Consider the following 16,534-nt stretch of genomic DNA (forward strand, 5'->3'; position numbering starts at 1 on the left):
GGTCAGGGCGGGGGCCGCTACACTTGACGATTCGGTCCGGTTGGACCGAACGGCTTCGGAAAGGGAACGACATCGACGCCGAGAAGCACGACGCGGCCATCCGGCCGGCGGCCGGTCACGACGACGCCGTCGACGAGGAACAGCCGTACATCACCCACCTGTACGACCGGCTCGACGAGCTGAAGAAGCGGCTCACGGCGCGGCTGGCCACGCTGTACCGCGAGCACGGCGGCACGCACGCGTCGGTGTGGGACCGCGAGGCGTTCGTCGCCCGCGACGTCGAGCGGCTGGAGCGGCTGGGGTCGGTCGACCGCGGGCTGTGCTTCGGCCGGCTCGACTTCCGCGACGGGCAGACGAGCTACATCGGCCGCATGGGGCTGACCGACGACGACTACGACCAGCTGCTGGTCGACTGGCGGGCGCCCGCGGCCGAGCCGTTCTACCGGGCCACGGCCGCCGACCCGGGCGAGCTGGTCCGGCGGCGGCACATCCAGACCAGGCTGCGCCGGGTGCTCGCCGTCGACGACGAGGTGTTCGACCTCGCGGCGATGCCGTCCGGCGGCCAGGGCACGCTGCGCGGTGAGGCGGCGCTGCTGGCAGCGCTGACGGAGCACCGCACCGGCCGCATGTCCGACATCGTCGCGACCATCCAGGCCGAGCAGGACCGCATCATCCGGTCGCCGCTGGGCGGCGTGCTGGTCGTGCAGGGCGGGCCGGGCACCGGCAAGACGGTCGCGGCGCTGCACCGCGCGGCGTACCTGCTCTACACCCACCGCGACCGCCTGGGCTCCAGCGGCGTGCTGGTGGTCGGGCCGAACCGCACGTTCCTGCACTACATCGACCAGGTCCTTCCGTCGCTGGGTGAGACCGGCGTCGTGCTGGCGACGGTCGGCGAGCTGGTGCCCGGCGTCGAGGCCGGCGGCGACGACCCCGCCGACGTCGCCGTCGTCAAGGGCGACCCCCGCATGGCCACCGTCGTCGCCGTCGCCGTCCGCGACCGGCAGCGGCTGCTGCCCGGGCCGGTCGAGCTGAAGGTCGACCGCGTCGAGCTGACACTGGCGCCGTCGGCGGTCCGGGCGGCCCGCACCCGCGCCCGCCGCGCCCGCAAGCCGCACAACGTCGCCCGCCGGGTGTTCGTCCGCGAACTGCTGCACCACCTCGCCGACGAGCAGGCCCGGGTGCTGGGCGAGTCGCTGGACGACGACGACCTCGCCGAGATCCGCGCCGACCTCGCCGCCGAGCCCGCCGTCGCCGCCGTCATCGACGAGCTGTGGCCGGCGCTGACGCCCGAGCGCCTGCTGGGCGAGCTGTTCGCGTCGCCGTCGCTGCTGGCCTCGGCCGGCGCCGACCTGACGGCGGCCGAGCGGGCGCTGCTGGCGCGCGAGCCCGACCTGCCGTGGACGACGTCCGACGTGCCGCTGCTGGACGAGGCCGCGGAGCTGCTCGGCGAACTGGACGACCCCGACGAGGCGGCCCGGCTGGCCCGGCAGCGCGAGGAGGCCGAGATCCAGTACGCCCGCGAGCTGCTGGACGAGCTGGAGCTGGAGATCCCGGTCGACCCGTCGCTGGTGGCGCAGCGGTACCGAGGGGCCGAGACCCGGCGCAGCGTCGCCGAACGGGCCGGGCTCGACCGCACGTGGGCGTTCGGGCACGTCATCGTCGACGAGGCGCAGGAGCTGTCGCCCATGGCGTGGCGCATGGTCATGCGCCGGGCGCCGGGCCGCTCGATGACCGTCGTCGGCGACATCGCGCAGACGGGGGCCGCGGCGGGCGCGCGGTCGTGGGCCGACGTGCTCGAGCCGCACGTGCCGGGCCGGTGGCGGCAGGAGACCCTGAGCGTCAACTACCGCACGCCGAGCGAGGTCATGGACCTCGCGGCCCGCGTGCTGCACACCATCGACCCCGCGCTCGAGCCACCCGCGTCGGTGCGCTCGACCGGCGAGCAGCCGCGCACGGTGCCGGTCTGGTCGTCGCTGGACCTCGTCGAGTCGCTGGTCACCGAAGTGTCGGCCGAGCTGGCCGCCGTCGGCTCCGGGCGACTGGCGGTGCTGGCGCCGGCGGCGCTGCTCGACGACGTGCACGGCGGGCTGGCCGCGGCGCTGCCGGTGCCGGTCTCGCGGGCGTCGACGGCCGACGCGCTGGACGCGCCGGTGGCGGTGCTGACGGCCGGCCAGGCCAAGGGCCTCGAGTTCGACACCGTCGTGGTGGTCGAACCGGCCGAACTACTGGCCGAGTCCGTCCGCGGCGCCACCGACCTCTACGTCGCCGTCACCCGGCCCACCCAGCGCCTGGTGCTGCTGCACGCCGAGCCGCTGCCGCCGATGCTCGCCTGAGCCCGCTCGGTGCTCCGCCCGGATCGATGGTTGGCGGTTTGGTGGCGCCCTGGCACCACCAAACCGCCAACCATTCGCCGGTAGCAGGCGTCAGACCGGCGCGGCCTTGCGCAGCTGCTCCATGAACGCACCGAACCACTGCGGGTGGTCCGGCCACGCACGGCCGGTGACGAGGTTGCCGTCGACCACGCCGGCGCCGTCGACGAAGGTGCCGCCGGCGGTCTCGACGTCGACGGCGAGGGCCGGGTAGGCCGACGAGCGCCGTCCGGACAGGGTCTGAGCGGCCGCCAGCAGCAGCGGGCCGTGGCACAGGGCCGCCGTCGGCAGGCCGCCGTCCATGAAGTGCTTGACGATGCGCTGGGCGTCGGGGTCGTTGCGGATGTACTCGGGCGCCCGCCCGCCGGGGACGACCACGGCGACGTAGGCGGACGGATCGACGTCGGCGAACGCGACGTCGGCGGGCCAGCTGTGGCCGGGCTTCTCGGTGTACGTGTCGAACCCGTCGACGAAGTCGTGCACGACGAACTGCAGCTTCTTCACCGACGGCGCCGCGACGTCGACCTCGTAGCCCTCTTCGAGCAGCCGCTGGTAGGGGTAGAAGAACTCCAGATCCTCGGCCGCGTCACCGGTCAGGATGAGCACCTTGGGCATGGGCCGGACCTCCTCGTCGCGCTACGGACTGGGCACCTCGCCAGTCTCCACCCGCGCCGTCCGTCACCGCCAGGGCGGCCGGTGCGACGTGAGCGTGGCGGCGCCGTCGCGGCCCAGCACCGTCAGCCGGGACACCGCGCGGAAGTACTTCTTCCGGTAGCCGCCGGCCAGCAGCTCCGGCGTGAACAGGCGGTCCAGCGGCACGCCGCCGGCGACGACGGGCAGGTCACGGTCGTAGAGCCGGTCGGCCAGCACCACCAGCCGCAGCGCCGCCGACTGGTCGTCGACGGTGCGCACGCCGCGCAGATGCACCCGCCGCACGCCGTCGAGCAGTGGTCCGTACCTGGACGGGTGGACGGTGGCCAGGTGCCCGGCCAGCGCGTCGAAGTCGTCGAGGGTGACGCCCTCCCCCGTCGCGCTGGCGGCGACCAGGTCGTCGGGCACCGGCTCGGGCGCCGACGGCAGCCCGCGGTGGCGGTAGTCGTCGCCGTCGACCCGCACGACGGCGAACCGGGCGGCCAGCGCCTGGATCTCGCGCAGGAAGTCGGCCGCCGCGAACCGGCCCTCGCCGAGCTGGCCGGGCAGCGTGTTGCTGGTCGCGGCCACCCGGACGCCGCGCTCGGACAGCCGGCCGAGCAGCGTCGACACCAGCACGGTGTCGCCGGGATCGTCCAGCTCGAACTCGTCGACGCAGACCAGCCGGTGCGCGGACAGCGCCTCGACGGTCGCGGCGAAGCCGAGCGCGCCGGCGAGGTTGGTCAGCTCGACGAACGTGCAGAACAGCTTGCGCTCCGGCGGCACCGGCGCCGCGTGCCACAGCGACGCCAGCAGGTGCGTCTTGCCGACGCCGAAGCCGCCGTCGAGGTACAGCCCGCCGCCCTCGGGCGCGGCGGCGCGGCGGAACCACCCGCGGCGCCGTCCGCCGTCGCCCAGGGCCGCGGCGAAGGCCCGCGCCGCCGCGACCGCCTCGGCCTGGCTGGGGACGGCGGGGTCGGCGCGGTAGCCGTCGAATCCGACGTGACGGAACCGCGGCGGTGGCACCATGTCCGTGACGAGCCGATCCGCCGGCACGTCCGGACGACGGTCGGCGAGACGGTCCGGCATGGCAGCAATCGTAAGGTTCTCACCGTGCAGCAGCTCTATCCGCCCGGCGGCGCCGCCGACCTCGACGCCGCGTACGCCTACCCGCCGCTGTCCGGCGGCGTCACCTGGCTGCGGGCGAACATGGTGACCAGCCTCGACGGCGCCGCGCAGGGCCCCGACGGACGGTCGGCGACGGTGTCCAGCCCGCCCGACCGCGTCGTGCTGGCGCTGCTGCGGCGGCTGGCCGACGTCGTCCTGGCCGGAGCCGGCACCGTCCGCGCGGAGCACTACGGCCCGGTCGACCGGCCCATCGCGGTCGCCAGCCGCACCCTCGACCTCGACCCGTCGGCGCCGCTGTTCGCCGCGGCCGAGCACCGGACCATCGTGCTGACCTGCGCGTCCGCGCCGCCCGACCGGCTCGCGGCGCTCCGCGAGGTCGCCGACGTCGTCGTCGCGGGCGAGGCGTCGCTGGACGTCCCCGCCGCCGTGCGGGCGCTGGCCGAGCGCGGCCTCACCCGCATCCTGTGCGAGGGCGGGCCGCACCTGCTGGCCGCCATCGTCGCGGCCGGCGCGCTGGACGAGCTCTGCTACACGCTGACGCCGTCGATGGTCGGCGGGCGGTCGCACCGCCTGCTCGAGGCGCCGTCGTCGCTGCACAGCGACTGGTCGCTCGGGCACCTCATCGAGGACGACGGCACTCTGCTGATGCGCTGGGTGGCGCGCCGGTCCTGACCGTTGTCGGCCCGGTGGTACACACTGGGGCCATGCGACTCCCGGTCCTGCCGCCCGTGCCGCCGATGCTGGCCAAGCCCGTCAAGGGCATCCCCGACGGCGATCTCAGCTTCGAGCCCAAGTGGGACGGCTTCCGGTCCATCATCTTCCGCGACGGCGACGACGTCGAGATCGGCAGCCGCAACGAGAAGCCGATGACCAGGTACTTCCCCGAGCTGGTCGAAGCGGTGAAGGCCGAGTTCCCGCCGCGCGCCGTCGTCGACGGCGAGATCGTGCTGGTCGGCGAGTCCGGCGACCGCCTCGACTTCGAGATGCTGCAGCAGCGCATCCACCCCGCCGCCAGCCGCGTCAAGATGCTCTCCGAGACCGTGCCGGCCAAGTTCGTCGCGTTCGACCTCCTCGCCCTCGGCGACGACGACTACACCCAGCGGCCGTTCCGCGAGCGCCGCGCCGCCCTCGTCGAGGCGTTCGCCGCCGCGAAGGCGCCCATCCACGTCACCACCGCCACCACCGACAAGGCGCTGGCCGAGCAGTGGTTCCACCAGTTCGAAGGGGCCGGCCTCGACGGCGTCATCGCCAAGCCGCAGGACGGCGTCTACGAGCCCGACAAGCGGGTGATGTTCAAGATCAAGCACGAGCGCACCGCCGACTGCGTCGTCGCCGGCTACCGCGTGCACAAGAGCGGGCCCGACCGCATCGGCTCGCTGCTGCTCGGCCTCTACGGCGACGACGGCGTGCTGGCCAGCGTCGGCGTCATCGGGGCGTTCCCCATGAAGCGGCGCGAAGAGCTGTTCCAGGAGCTGCAGCCGCTGGTCACGTCGTTCGACGACCACCCGTGGTCGTGGGCGAAGCAGGAAGAGGGCACCCGCACCCCGCGCAACGCCGAGTACAGCCGGTGGAGCAACGGCAAGGACCTCTCGTTCGTCCCACTGCGCCCCGAGCGCGTCGTCGAGGTCCGCTACGACCACATGGAGGGCGTGCGGTTCCGGCACACCGCGCAGTTCGTCCGCTGGCGGCCCGACCGCGAACCCGAGTCGTGCACGTACGCGCAACTGGAGGAACCGGTCAAGTTCGACCTCGCGGACGTGCTGGGCTGATCCGCCGCCCTTGCGCGAGAATGGAACGCAGGCCGGTATGGTGTGCAACCCCGCCGGTGCCGACCCCTGGGAGGTCGCCATGTCGTACAACATCGTGGTGCTCGTCGAAGAGCCCGTTGCCGACTGGGACGCGCGTCAGATCGTGGCGCTGCACGCCGACACACCCGAACCCGTCCGCTACCACGTCCTGATCCCGGTCGAGGACGCCGCCAGCCGGGTCGAGTCGACCATCGGATCGCTCGCCGCCAGCGAGGTCATGGGCACCGCCGCCATGTACGTCGACGAAGCCGACCTCGAGCGCGTGCACGAGGAGATCCGGGCCGCCAGCAAGCGGTCGCTGGCGCAGTCGCTCGAGGCGTTCGCGAAGACCGGCGCGCAGGCCGGCGGCGAGGTGACCGCCACCGACCCGCTCGACCGCCTGTGCGCGCTGTCGCAGGAGTGCGGCGCGGCCGAGATCATCATCCTCACCCGCCCGCACGTCGTCGCCGAACTGTTCCACGTCGACTGGACCGCCCGCGCCCGCCGACGGCTCAAGGTGCCGGTGCTGCACCTGCTGGCGAAGGGCGAACCCGACTGGGAGTCCGAGGTCGAGGCCGAGCACGCGGCCGAACGCGACCGGCGCGCGGCCGAACGTCCGGCCGAGCGCCCCGCCGACAACGGCACCACCTCGGGGACGGCATGAGGGAAGCCATCGAGCTGGAGGTCGGCGACCGCAAGGTCCGGGTGTCCAGCCCCAGCAAGGTCTACTTCCCCGAGCGCGGCCTCACCAAGCTCGACGTCGTCCAGTACTTCCTCGCCGTCGGCGACGGCATCCTCGGCGCGCTGCGCGAGCGGCCCACCACGCTGGAGCGCTGGCCCGGCGGCGTCTTCGAGGGCGCGAAGCTGTCCACGCGGCAGGACAACCGCGGCGACGCGTTCTACCAGAAGCGCATCCCCAAGGGCGCCCCCGACTACGTCGAGACCGCCACCGTCGCGTTCCCCAGCGGCCGCACCGCCGACGAGGTGTGCCCCACCGAGCTGGCCGTCGTCGTGTGGGCGGCCAACCTCGGCACGCTGACGTTCCACCCGTGGCCGGTCCGCCGTCCCGACGCCGAGCACCCCGACCAGCTGCGCATCGACCTCGACCCGCAGCCCGGCACCGACTACGCCGACGCCGTGGTCGTCGCCCACGAGGCCCGGGCGCTGCTGCGCGAGCTCGGCCTGGACGCCTTCCCGAAGACGTCCGGCGGCCGCGGCATGCACCTGTACGTCCCCGTCCGGCCCGAGTGGGACTTCGTCCAGGCCCGCCGCGCCGTCATCGCGTTCGGGCGGGCCCTCGCGCGGCGGATGCCCGACCAGGTCACCGTCGACTGGTGGAAGGAGGAGCGGGGCGAGCGCATCTTCATCGACTTCAACCAGATGGCCCGCGACCGCACCATCGCCTCCGCCTACTCCGTGCGGCCCCGCCCGCGGGCCACCGTGTCGGCGCCGCTGTCCTGGGACGAGGTCGACGACGCCCGGCCCGAGGACTTCGACATCACCACCATGCCGGCCCGCTTCGCCGCCGTCGGCGACCTCCACGCCGGTGTGACCGAGGTGGCGTACTCCTTGGAGCCGCTGCTCGAGCTCGCCGCCCGCGACGAGAAGGACCACGACCTCGGCGACCTGCCGTACCCGCCGGAGTACCCGAAGATGCCCGGCGAGCCGCTGCGCGTGCAGCCGTCGCGCCGCGCCACCTTCGACTAGGGAACACCGCCATCGTCCAGGGGGTTTTCCAGGTATGAGCTACGAGATCGAGAAGACCGACGCCGAGTGGCGGGCCGAGCTGACGCCCGATGAGTACCACGTCCTGCGCGAGGCCGGCACCGAGCGCGCCTTCACCAGCCCGCTCGAGCACGCCGACGACCAGCCGTTCGTCTACTCCTGTCGGGCCTGCGGCGCCGAGCTGTTCGAGTCCGCCACCAAGTTCGACGCCCAGTGCGGCTGGCCGTCGTTCTACGAGCCGCTGGCCGACGACCGCGTCGAGTACATCGAGGACCGCAGCTTCGGCGCGGTCCGCACCGAGGTCCGCTGCGCCCGCTGCGGCTCGCACCTGGGCCACGTCTTCCGGGGCGAGGGCTTCGCCACCCCGACCGACCTGCGCTACTGCATCAACGGCATCTCGCTGCAGCGGCGGGAAGGCGATCCGGCACACTGAGCCGGTGGACCTCACCCTGCACTCCGCGACCATCGACCGGCTCGACGCGACGACGCTGTACCGGCTGCTGCGCCTGCGCTCCGACGTGTTCGTCGTCGAGCAGGGCGACCCCTATCCCGAGCTGGACGGCCGCGACCTCGAGCCGTCCGCCGTCCACCTGTGGCTGGCCCGCGGCGACGAGCCGGTCGGTTACCTGCGCATCCTCGACGCCCCCGACGGCGCGGCCCGCATCGGCCGGGTCGTCGTGGCGCCGTCCGCCCGCGGCGCCGGCCTGGCCGGGCGGCTGATGGACGCCGCGCTGGACCGCATCGGCCCGCGTCGATGCGTGCTGGCCGCCCAGATCCAGCTGGCTGGCTTCTACGGCCGCTACGGCTTCACCGTCACCGGCCCCGAATTCCTCGACGGCCACATCCCGCACCTGCCGATGGCCCGCCCGGCGACCGGCTGACGGCCGTCCCCCAACCGGATCGGCCCGCCGTTCGTCCTAGTGGGTGAGAGGGCGGAGGTGGCGGGTGGCGAGCTGGGAGCACGTCTTCACCGATCTGGCGGAGACCCGCGGCCAGGCGCTGCTGCGCTACGCCTACCTGCTGACCGGTGACGCCGCCGAGGCGGCCGACCTGGTGCAGGAGGCGCTGCTGCGCGCCTTCGGCCGGACGACGCGCGGGCTGACGCTGGAGTCGGCCGAGGCGTACGTGCGGCGCGCGATCCTCACCATCCACGTCGACGGGCGGCGCAGGTCGGGCCGGTGGCTGCGGGTCCGGCACCTCGTCGCCGCCCGCTCCGACGTCGCCGGGCCCGAGATCGCCGTCGTCGACGGCGCCGACCTGCGGTCCGCGCTGGCATCGCTGTCGCCGCGGCAGCGGGCCTGCGTGGTGCTGCACTACTACGAGGACCTCTCGGTGGCGCAGGTGGCCGACGTGCTGGGCTGCGCGCCCGGCGCGGTGAAGCGGCACCTCAGCGACGCCCGCGCCCGTCTCGAACCCCTGCTCACCGACGCGCCGGAGGAACTGCGATGACCCTGCGCTCCCGCCTCGACGACCTCGCCGCCGACGCCCCCGGCCCCGGCGCCCTCGACCTCGACCGGATCCGCGGCCGCATCGCCCGCCGGCGGCGCACCCGCGTGGCCTCCGCAAGCGCCGCGGTGATGCTGACGGCCGCGATGTCGACGGTGGCCGCTGCGGGCCTCCTCGACCAGGGTGACGACGCGGCGCCCCCGGCCGCCGGCTCGACGCCGAGCGGCCTGCCGACGGTCGACAAGTCCCCGGCGCCCGGACCGCAACAGGCGTTCACGTCGCGCGGCTGCGGCTGGATCGTGAAAGACCAGGGCCCCGCGCCCGACTCACCACTGCGGATGACCGTCGAGCTCGACGACTCGGTGGACCCCGATGACTGGGACGAGCCCATCGGTACCGCCACCATCACCAACGTCAGCGAGGAACCATTCACCGGCGCGACGGGGCCTGGCCCCGACACGTACGTGGTCCGCGACGACTCGGTGGTCACGGAACCGGGGCCACAACAGGCGTCGCTCCACGGAGTCATGCTGGCGCAGGGGCAGAGCGTCATCTATCCGGTGCACTCGTTCCTGCGCCGGTGCACGCCAGGTGACGTGACCCAGCCGCAGGACGAACCGCTCGAGCCCGGCACGTATCAGGTCTACGTCGCCTTGCAGTTCGTCGACGCCTTCACGCTGTACAGCGGGCCGATCGAGGTCGAGGTGACCGGTTAGGGCAGTGCCGCCACGAGGTCGGGCAGCTCCAGCCGGCGGCCGGTGTAGAAAGGCACCTCTTCGCGGACGTGCCGCCGCGCCGTCGAGCCGCGCAGGTGCCGCATGAGGTCGACGATGCGGTGCAGCTCGTCGGCCTCGAAGGCGAGGATCCACTCGTAGTCGCCGAGGGAGAACGACGCGACGGTGTTGGCGCGCACGTCGGGGTAGTCGCGGGCCATCTTGCCGTGGTCGGCGAGCATCTGGCGCCGCTCGGCGTCGGGCAGCAGGTACCACTCGTAGGACCGCACGAACGGGTACACCGACACGTACGCGCGCGGCTCCTCATCGGCGAGGAAGGCGGGGATGTGGCTCTTGTTGAACTCGGCCGGACGGTGGATGGCGGCCTGCGACCAGACGGGGTCGAGCTGGCGGCCGAACGCGGTGCCGCGGAAGCGGTGGTACGCCGTCTGGAGGTCCTCGATTGCCGGTGCGTGCCACCAGATGAGGAGGTCGGCGTCGGCGCGCAGGCCGGCGACGTCGTAGGTGCCACGGATGACGACGTCCTTTGCGGCGAGCTCAGCGAACAGCGCCGTGACCTCGTCGGCGAGGTCGGACCGCGACGTGGCGCCGAGCGGCGCGCGCAGCCGGAACACCGACCACATGGTGTAGCGGATGACCTGGTTCAGCTCGCGGGCCTTCGGCTTGGACGCGGTGTCGCTCATGTCTCGATCCTGGCACGCCGCTCCGACAGGTACGCGCCCACCCTCCCCGCGGCGTCGCGGGCGGCCCCGACGCAGGCCGCGATGCCGACGCCGTCGTACACGGCGCCGCACACGGCCAGCCCGGGCACGGGCTCGACGGCGGCCCTGATGCGCGCGACGCGGTCCAGGTGCCCGACGGCGTACTGGGGCAGCGCCCCGCCCCACCGGGTCACCCGCGAGTCGACGACGCCACCCGCGTAGCCCGTCGCGCCCCGGACGTCGGCCAGCGCGGCCGCGACCAGCTCGTCGTCGTCGCGCTGCAGGGCACGGGCCTCGCCGTGCCGGCCGAGGGACGCGCGCAGCAGCACCAGCCCGCCGGCCCGCCCACCCAGCCACGGCCACTTCACCGACGAGTACGTCACCGCCTTGATCGTCCGCCCGTCCACCGGCGGCACCAGGAACCCCGACGTCGACGGCGCCGTCGGGAACCCGCCCGCAGGCAGCGCGAGCGTGACGATCGCCATGCTGGCCGCCTCGACGCCGCCCAGTTCCGCCGCGGCCACCGGGGCCGCCGACGCCAGCAGCCGGGCCGCCGCCACCGCCGGCGTCGCCACCACGACCGCGTCGACCTCCAGCACCGACGGCTCCGGGACCGGCCCGGTCACCAGCCGCCAGCCGTCCGGCGTCCGCTCGATGGAGCGCACCGTCACGCCGGTCCGCACCTCGGCCCCGGACGCCGCCGCCACCGCACCCGGCAGCCGGCCGACGCCGCCGGTCAGCCCGGCGAACACCGGCCCGGCGGACGCCGGAGCCGCCGCGGACCCCGGAGCCGCCGCAGACGCCGGAGCCGCCGCAGACCCCGGGGCCGACGGCGGACCCGCGGCCACCGCCGACACCGCCTCGCCGAGCGACTGCGCCGTCCGTGCCGCGGCGCCCAGCGCCGGCACCGTCGCGTCCAGCGACAGCTCGTCCGCCCGCCCCGCGTACACGCCGCCGAGCAGCGGCTCGACCAGCCGGTCGGCCACCGCGTCGCCGTACCGCGACCGCACCAGCCGGCCGATCGCGACGTCCCCGTCCACGCTCAGCGGGTCGGCGGCGTCGCGGACGATCGCGGCCGTCATCTCGGCCGGCGTCAGCACGCCGGTCAGCCGCGCGGGGTCGGCGGGCACGCCCATGACCGTCCCGGCCGGCAGCGCGACGATGGAGCCGCGGCTCCACAGCCCGGCGCCGACGGCCGCGGGGTGCACGATGTCGTCGCCGAGCCCGACGTCGCGGGCCAGCTCGACCGCCTCGGGCCGGCGCGCCAGCAGCGACTCCGCGCCCTCGTCGACGGGCAGCCCGGCCACGTCGGACACCCGCAGGTGCCCGCCCACGACCGGCTGCTTCTCCAGCACCACGATCTGCGCCGACGCCCCGAGTGACTGCCGCAGGAACCACGCCGCCGCCAGTCCGCTGATCCCGCCACCGACGACCGCCACGCGCACTCCGCTCACGCGCCCCAGCATCCCATGCGCCCATCTCACGCCCGTGACCAGGTCGTTCCCCGATCGTGACCAGCCGGTCCGCAACCCCGCCGCGGGCCGTCCCGTCGAACCTGGCAACACCGACCTCGGGGAGGCGTCATGACACGACGGACGACGTTCGGGACGGCGGCTGCGCTGCTGGCGGCGCTCGCGCTGGCCGGCTGCGGCGGCGGGAACGACAGCGACAGCGGCGGCGCGTCGGCGGCCGACGAGCCCGCGCCGGCGGCCGAGGCGCCGCAGGAGAACGCGGCCGGCGACGGCGACCGGGCCGCCGGGGGCGGCGAGGACGAGGGCGAGAGCGACGGGGCCGGCAGCGGCGTCATCGCCAACGTCGCCAACGCGGTCGACGGCCGGTCGATCATCTACACCGTCGACCTCACCCTCACCACCGACGACGTCGTCGTCGCGGCGAACCGGGCCGCGGCCGCCACCGTCGCCGCCGGTGGGTACGTCGCCGACGAGCAGGTCTACGGCGACGACAACGCCGTCCTCACGCTCAAGGTGCCGTCGGCCGAGCACCAGAACACCGTCGCCGAGCTCGAGGCGCTCGGCGAGGTCTCCAGCCGCAGCCGCGGCACCGAGGACGTCACGCAGGAGGTCGTCGACGTCGCGTCGCGCATCGAGTCGCAGCGCGCCAGCATCGCCCGCATCCGTGCTCTGCTGGCCGAGGCGACCGCGCTGGCCGACGTCGTCAGCATCGAGTCCGAGCTGGCCACCCGCGAGGCCGACCTCGACGCGCTGCTGAGCCGGCAGGAGCAGCTGGCCGACCTGACCGCGATGGCCACCGTCACCCTGCAGCTGTTCGAGAACGGCGACGAGCCGGCCCAGCCGGACGACGACGACGGCGGCTTCCTCGCCGGGCTGGCCGGCGGCTGGGACGCGTTCGTCACCGTCGGCGGCGGATTCCTGACCGGCCTCGGTGCGGTGCTGCCGTTCGCCGCCGTCGCGGCGCTGGTCGGCGTCCCCGCCTGGCAGATCCTCAAGCGGCGACGGGGGACGCGTCAGCCGGCGCCGCTGCCGGAGTCGCCCGTCGCCTGAACGGTCTCGACCACGCGGGCCAGCACGTCCGGGTCGGTGGTCGGGAGCACGCCGTGGCCGAGGTTGAAGATGTGCGCCGGCGCCCGCCGGCCCTCGGCCACGATGCGGTGCACCTCGCGCTCGACGACCGGCCAGTCGGCGCCCAGCAGCGCGGGATCGAGGTTGCCCTGCAGCGGCTTGCCCGGCACCCGCAGCGCGGCCTCGTCCAGCGGCAGCCGCCAGTCGACGCCCACGACGTCCGCGCCGGCCGAGGCCATGAGCGGCAGGAACTCGGACGTCCCGACGCCGAAGTGGATGCGCGGCACGTCGATGACGCTGTCGAGGACCTCGGCGCTGTGCGGGTGGACGAACTTGGCGTAGTCGGCGGCCGACAGCGCGCCGGCCCACGAGTCGAACAGCTGGACGGCGCTCGCGCCGGCCCGCACCTGGACGTCGAGGAACGTCGAGGAGATGCCGGCGACCCGGCTGAGCAGCTCGTGCCACAGCTCAGGGTCGCTGTGCATGAGCGCCTTGGTGACCTCGTGGTTCTTCGACGGCCCGCCCTCGACGAGGTACGACGCCAGCGTGAACGGCGCGCCGGCGAAGCCGATCAGCGGCGTGCCGCCCAGCTCCCCCACCAGCGTGCGCACCGCCTCGTCGACGAACGCGACGTCGCCGGGCTCGAGCGGGCGCAGCTGGTCGAGGTCGGCGCGGGACCGGATCGGGTGGCCCAGCACCGGCCCGATGCCCGGCTTCACGTCGACGTCGACGCCGACCGCCCGCAGCGGCACCACGATGTCGGAGTAGAAGATGGCGGCGTCGACGCCGTAGCGGCGGACCGGCTGCAGGGTGATCTCGGTCACCATGTCGGGCCGGGTGCACGATTCCAGCATCGGCACGCCCTCGCGCAGCCGCCGGTACTCGGGCAGCGAACGTCCCGCCTGGCGCATGAACCACACAGGTGGACGGCTCGTGCGCTCGCCGCGGCAGGCGCGCAGGAACAGGCTGTCGGACGGATCCGCGGGCGCGGTGGCGTTGTCGTCGAAGGTCACGGTCACATCACTGATCGTCGCATGGCGGGCGTGCCTGCCTGACGCGGCCGTCAAACGGGCCTAGTCTGCCAATTGTGGCAAGGGACACCGAGGGTCTCCAGCCGGGGGTACCGGCTGTCTTCGAGCGTGCCGTGCGTTCCTTGACGTCCGCCCAGTTCCGGCGGGAGGTCCGCCTCGAGCAGACCCCGGCCCCGAAGCGGCTGGCGCCGCACACGCACGCGCTCAGCGCCGACGTCTTCGTCGACGAGGCCGACGAGGACGCCACCGCCACCGGGCGGCTGGTGCTGCTCTACGACCCCGCCGGCCAGGAGGCCTGGCACGGGGAGTTCCGCCTGGTCACGTACCTGCGGGCCAGCCTCGAGCCGGAGATGGGCGCCGACCCGCTGCTGCTCGCCGTCGGCTGGACGTGGATCGTCGAGTCGCTGGCCGGCCGGTCCGCGCCGTACACCGCGGCCAGCGGCACCGTCACCCGGGTCGCGTCCGAGGGGTTCGGCGGCATGGCCGGCGAGCTGGCCAGCGCCGAGATCGAGATCCGCGCGTCCTGGACACCGCTCGAGCCCGACCTCACCGCACACGCCCTGGCCTGGGGCGACGCGTTGACGACGGCGGCCGGGCTGGTGCCGCTGCCGGCCGGCGTCGTCGCGATGCCACCGACACGTCGTAGGCGGGACCGTTGACGGACGACGCCTCGACTCCCTTGCTGGAGCCGCGCGACGGCCTTCCGGACGTCGTCACCGACACCGACGCCGCGAAGGCCGCCATCGCGGCGTTCGCGGCCGCCGACGGGCCGGTCGCCGTCGACGCCGAACGCGCCTCCGGCTACCGCTACGGGCACCGCGCCTACCTCATCCAGCTGCGCCGCAACGGCGCCGGGTCCGCGCTGATCGACCCCATCGCCGTCCCCGACCTGACCGCCATGGGCGCCGCCCTCGCCGACGCCGAGTGGGTGCTGCACGCCGCGTCGCAGGATCTCGCCTGCCTCGCCGAAGTGGGCATGAAGCCGGCCCGGCTGTTCGACACCGAGCTGGCCGGCCGGCTGCTCGGCCTCCCCCGCGTCGGGCTCGGTCCGCTGGTCGACAGCGTGCTCGGCTACGCACTGGAGAAGGGCCACTCGGCCGCCGACTGGTCCACCCGGCCACTGCCCGAGGACTGGCTGCGCTACGCCGCCCTCGACGTCGAGCTGCTGATCGAGCTGCGCGACGCGCTCGAGGAGCGGCTCATCGCGGCGGGCAAGCTCGACTGGGCGCACGAGGAGTTCGCCGCCATCGCCGCGGCGCCGCAGCAGGAGCCCCGCCCCGACCCGTGGCGGCGCACGTCCGGGCTGCACCGCGTCCGCGACCGCCGCCGCCTCGCCGTCGTCCGTCAGCTCTGGTACGCCCGCGACGAGCTGGCCCGCCAGCGCGACCTCTCCCCCGGCCGGGTGCTGCCCGACGCCGCCATCGTCGAGGCCGCCCTGACCATGCCGACCAGCGCCGACGCCATGTCGGCGATGCCGGTCTACCGGGGCCGGTCGCAGCGGCGCGAGCTCTCCCGCTGGTTCGGCGCCGTCGCCGACGCACGTGCCCTGCCCGACAAGGAGCTGCCGCCGCAGACCGCCCCGTACGACGGCCCGCCGCCGCCGCGCGCCTGGGCCGCCCGCCAGCCCGACGCCGCCGCCCGGCTGGCCGCCGCCCGGGCCCGCGTCACGGCCATCGCCGAGGCCCACCAGCTGCCGGTCGAGAACCTGCTCACCCCCGACACCCTCCGCCGGGCCGCCTGGCAGCCGCCGACACCGCCCACCGCAGAGGCCGTGGCCGAGCTGTTCCGCGGGCGCGGCGCCCGGGAGTGGCAGATCGGGTTGACGGCGGAGGCGGTCGCGGAGGCGTTCGCGAACCCGGAGCCGCCGGAAGCGGCGTCGGGTCCGGCTCCGGCGTCGGGTCCGGCTCCGGCGTCGGGTTCGGCGTCGGAGTCGGGCGATGCTGGGGCTCCGCCTGCCGAGTCGCCTGGGTCGTCGGCTTAGTCCCGGTTCGCCGGGCACGCGTTGGCTTGATCTGCCGCGTTGGCCTGCCCCCTGCTGCTCTCCAGTGTCGGGGGCGCGGGAGGCCGCCTCAAGCGGACTCTGACCTGGCGCTTCGCGCGACGGAGGACCGCTTGACCCGGCCGCCCGCGCCCCCGTTCAAGCAGCGTCAGGGGGCCGGCTGAAAAACGGGCCCGGCTCTCACCTCTGCTGAGGTGCGGGTCCGCTGGCCTCTCGCCCTCGCTGGGTGGGATCGGCTACCGACTCCGCTGTTGGTCCCGGTCCGCTGGCCGCTCACTGGCCGCTTCGGGTGTGGCGACCGGCTCCGCTCGGGTCATCGCTCGCTGGCCGCTCGCTGGCCGGTGTTGCCCCATGATCATCCAAGTTTCGGGGCGTGGGGTCTGCCGCACGGTTAGGTGACACCTGATCTGTGGTGCCGGAGGGCACCGCTGGGAGGATGTGTGC

At 74.4% G+C, this 16,534-nt stretch carries 17 protein-coding genes; 12 read left to right on the forward strand and 5 right to left on the reverse strand.

Annotated features, from left to right (window positions below; all coding sequences use genetic code 11):
- The first annotated feature begins 23 nt into the window (after nucleotides 1-23).
- A complete protein-coding gene (locus tag BLV02_RS16580; protein WP_245737732.1) occupies nucleotides 24-2,333 on the forward strand; it encodes a HelD family protein in 2,310 nt (769 codons plus the stop codon).
- A gap of 90 nt (nucleotides 2,334-2,423) precedes the next feature.
- Here BLV02_RS16580 and BLV02_RS16585 read toward each other — a convergent pair whose 3' ends face one another.
- Together BLV02_RS16585 and zapE are read right to left on the reverse strand one after the other, a co-directional pair.
- Complete coding sequence (locus tag BLV02_RS16585; protein WP_069111608.1) at nucleotides 2,424-2,984, reverse strand: DJ-1/PfpI family protein; 561 nt, start codon at nucleotides 2,982-2,984, stop codon at nucleotides 2,424-2,426.
- Nucleotides 2,985-3,047: 63 nt separating this feature from the next.
- Complete coding sequence (gene zapE / locus BLV02_RS16590) at nucleotides 3,048-4,088, reverse strand: cell division protein ZapE (RefSeq protein ID WP_069111607.1); 1,041 nt, start codon at nucleotides 4,086-4,088, stop codon at nucleotides 3,048-3,050.
- A gap of 24 nt (nucleotides 4,089-4,112) precedes the next feature.
- On the opposite strand from zapE, the gene BLV02_RS16595 reads away from it, so the two are divergent.
- From BLV02_RS16595 to BLV02_RS16630, 8 genes are all read left to right on the forward strand, one after another.
- Nucleotides 4,113-4,799: a dihydrofolate reductase family protein gene (locus tag BLV02_RS16595; RefSeq protein WP_069111606.1), complete on the forward strand. Its 687-nt coding sequence runs from the start codon at nucleotides 4,113-4,115 to the stop codon at nucleotides 4,797-4,799.
- Between the two features lie 32 nt (nucleotides 4,800-4,831).
- On the forward strand, nucleotides 4,832-5,896 hold the full coding sequence (locus BLV02_RS16600) for an ATP-dependent DNA ligase (protein WP_069111605.1): 1,065 nt from the start codon (nucleotides 4,832-4,834) through the stop codon (nucleotides 5,894-5,896).
- Nucleotides 5,897-5,975: 79 nt separating this feature from the next.
- On the forward strand, nucleotides 5,976-6,578 hold the full coding sequence (locus BLV02_RS16605) for a hypothetical protein (protein ID WP_141711585.1): 603 nt from the start codon (nucleotides 5,976-5,978) through the stop codon (nucleotides 6,576-6,578).
- Complete coding sequence (gene ligD / locus BLV02_RS16610) at nucleotides 6,575-7,621, forward strand: non-homologous end-joining DNA ligase (protein ID WP_069111603.1); 1,047 nt, start codon at nucleotides 6,575-6,577, stop codon at nucleotides 7,619-7,621. Before BLV02_RS16605 ends, ligD begins: the two co-directional genes overlap by 4 nt.
- 34 nt (nucleotides 7,622-7,655) lie before the next feature.
- The gene (msrB, locus tag BLV02_RS16615) at nucleotides 7,656-8,072 is read left to right on the forward strand and encodes a peptide-methionine (R)-S-oxide reductase MsrB (protein ID WP_069111602.1); all 417 of its coding nucleotides are present in this window, start codon (nucleotides 7,656-7,658) and stop codon (nucleotides 8,070-8,072) included.
- A gap of 4 nt (nucleotides 8,073-8,076) precedes the next feature.
- Nucleotides 8,077-8,520 (forward strand): GNAT family N-acetyltransferase, encoded by a 444-nt coding sequence (locus BLV02_RS16620; RefSeq protein WP_069111601.1) that lies wholly within the window; start codon nucleotides 8,077-8,079, stop codon nucleotides 8,518-8,520.
- A 64-nt stretch (nucleotides 8,521-8,584) separates the two neighbouring features.
- Entirely contained in the window at nucleotides 8,585-9,088 is a 504-nt protein-coding gene (locus tag BLV02_RS16625; protein WP_069111600.1) for a SigE family RNA polymerase sigma factor, read from the forward strand.
- Entirely contained in the window at nucleotides 9,085-9,801 is a 717-nt protein-coding gene (locus BLV02_RS16630) for a hypothetical protein (protein WP_069111599.1), read from the forward strand. The genes BLV02_RS16625 and BLV02_RS16630 overlap by 4 nt, the downstream gene beginning before the upstream one ends.
- On the opposite strand, the gene hemQ is transcribed toward BLV02_RS16630, so the two are convergent.
- Both hemQ and hemG read right to left on the reverse strand, forming a co-directional pair.
- Complete coding sequence (gene hemQ / locus BLV02_RS16635; RefSeq protein ID WP_069111598.1) at nucleotides 9,798-10,502, reverse strand: hydrogen peroxide-dependent heme synthase; 705 nt, start codon at nucleotides 10,500-10,502, stop codon at nucleotides 9,798-9,800. The two genes, BLV02_RS16630 and hemQ, sit on opposite strands and share 4 nt — an antisense overlap.
- A complete protein-coding gene (hemG, locus tag BLV02_RS16640) occupies nucleotides 10,499-11,974 on the reverse strand; it encodes a protoporphyrinogen oxidase (RefSeq protein ID WP_216094232.1) in 1,476 nt (491 codons plus the stop codon). Before hemG ends, hemQ begins: the two co-directional genes overlap by 4 nt.
- 129 nt (nucleotides 11,975-12,103) lie before the next feature.
- Between hemG and BLV02_RS16645 the strand changes: the two genes are divergently transcribed.
- Nucleotides 12,104-13,042, forward strand: a complete 939-nt coding sequence (locus tag BLV02_RS16645) for a DUF4349 domain-containing protein (protein ID WP_069111596.1) — start codon at nucleotides 12,104-12,106, stop codon at nucleotides 13,040-13,042.
- On the opposite strand, the gene hemE is transcribed toward BLV02_RS16645, so the two are convergent.
- Entirely contained in the window at nucleotides 13,006-14,088 is a 1,083-nt protein-coding gene (hemE, locus tag BLV02_RS16650; protein ID WP_069111949.1) for a uroporphyrinogen decarboxylase, read from the reverse strand. The two genes, BLV02_RS16645 and hemE, sit on opposite strands and share 37 nt — an antisense overlap.
- A gap of 59 nt (nucleotides 14,089-14,147) precedes the next feature.
- On the opposite strand from hemE, the gene BLV02_RS16655 reads away from it, so the two are divergent.
- Together BLV02_RS16655 and BLV02_RS16660 are read left to right on the forward strand one after the other, a co-directional pair.
- Complete coding sequence (locus BLV02_RS16655; RefSeq protein WP_069111595.1) at nucleotides 14,148-14,750, forward strand: DUF3000 domain-containing protein; 603 nt, start codon at nucleotides 14,148-14,150, stop codon at nucleotides 14,748-14,750.
- Nucleotides 14,747-16,072 (forward strand): ribonuclease D, encoded by a 1,326-nt coding sequence (locus tag BLV02_RS16660; RefSeq protein ID WP_218133505.1) that lies wholly within the window; start codon nucleotides 14,747-14,749, stop codon nucleotides 16,070-16,072. Before BLV02_RS16655 ends, BLV02_RS16660 begins: the two co-directional genes overlap by 4 nt.
- The last annotated feature ends 462 nt before the right edge of the window (nucleotides 16,073-16,534 follow it).

The organism is Jiangella alba (genome assembly GCF_900106035.1).
Taxonomy (GTDB): domain Bacteria; phylum Actinomycetota; class Actinomycetes; order Jiangellales; family Jiangellaceae; genus Jiangella; species Jiangella alba.

Coding starts and splice junctions, on each gene's coding strand:
- BLV02_RS16585 (WP_069111608.1), bottom strand. CDS start 2,984: ATGCCCAAGGTGCTCATCCTGACCGGTGACGCGGCCGAGGATCTGGAG.
- zapE (WP_069111607.1), bottom strand. CDS start 4,088: ATGCCGGACCGTCTCGCCGACCGTCGTCCGGACGTGCCGGCGGATCGG.
- BLV02_RS16600 (WP_069111605.1), top strand. CDS start 4,832: ATGCGACTCCCGGTCCTGCCGCCCGTGCCGCCGATGCTGGCCAAGCCC.
- BLV02_RS16605 (WP_141711585.1), top strand. CDS start 5,976: ATGTCGTACAACATCGTGGTGCTCGTCGAAGAGCCCGTTGCCGACTGG.
- ligD (WP_069111603.1), top strand. CDS start 6,575: ATGAGGGAAGCCATCGAGCTGGAGGTCGGCGACCGCAAGGTCCGGGTG.
- msrB (WP_069111602.1), top strand. CDS start 7,656: ATGAGCTACGAGATCGAGAAGACCGACGCCGAGTGGCGGGCCGAGCTG.
- BLV02_RS16630 (WP_069111599.1), top strand. CDS start 9,085: ATGACCCTGCGCTCCCGCCTCGACGACCTCGCCGCCGACGCCCCCGGC.
- hemQ (WP_069111598.1), bottom strand. CDS start 10,502: ATGAGCGACACCGCGTCCAAGCCGAAGGCCCGCGAGCTGAACCAGGTC.
- BLV02_RS16645 (WP_069111596.1), top strand. CDS start 12,104: ATGACACGACGGACGACGTTCGGGACGGCGGCTGCGCTGCTGGCGGCG.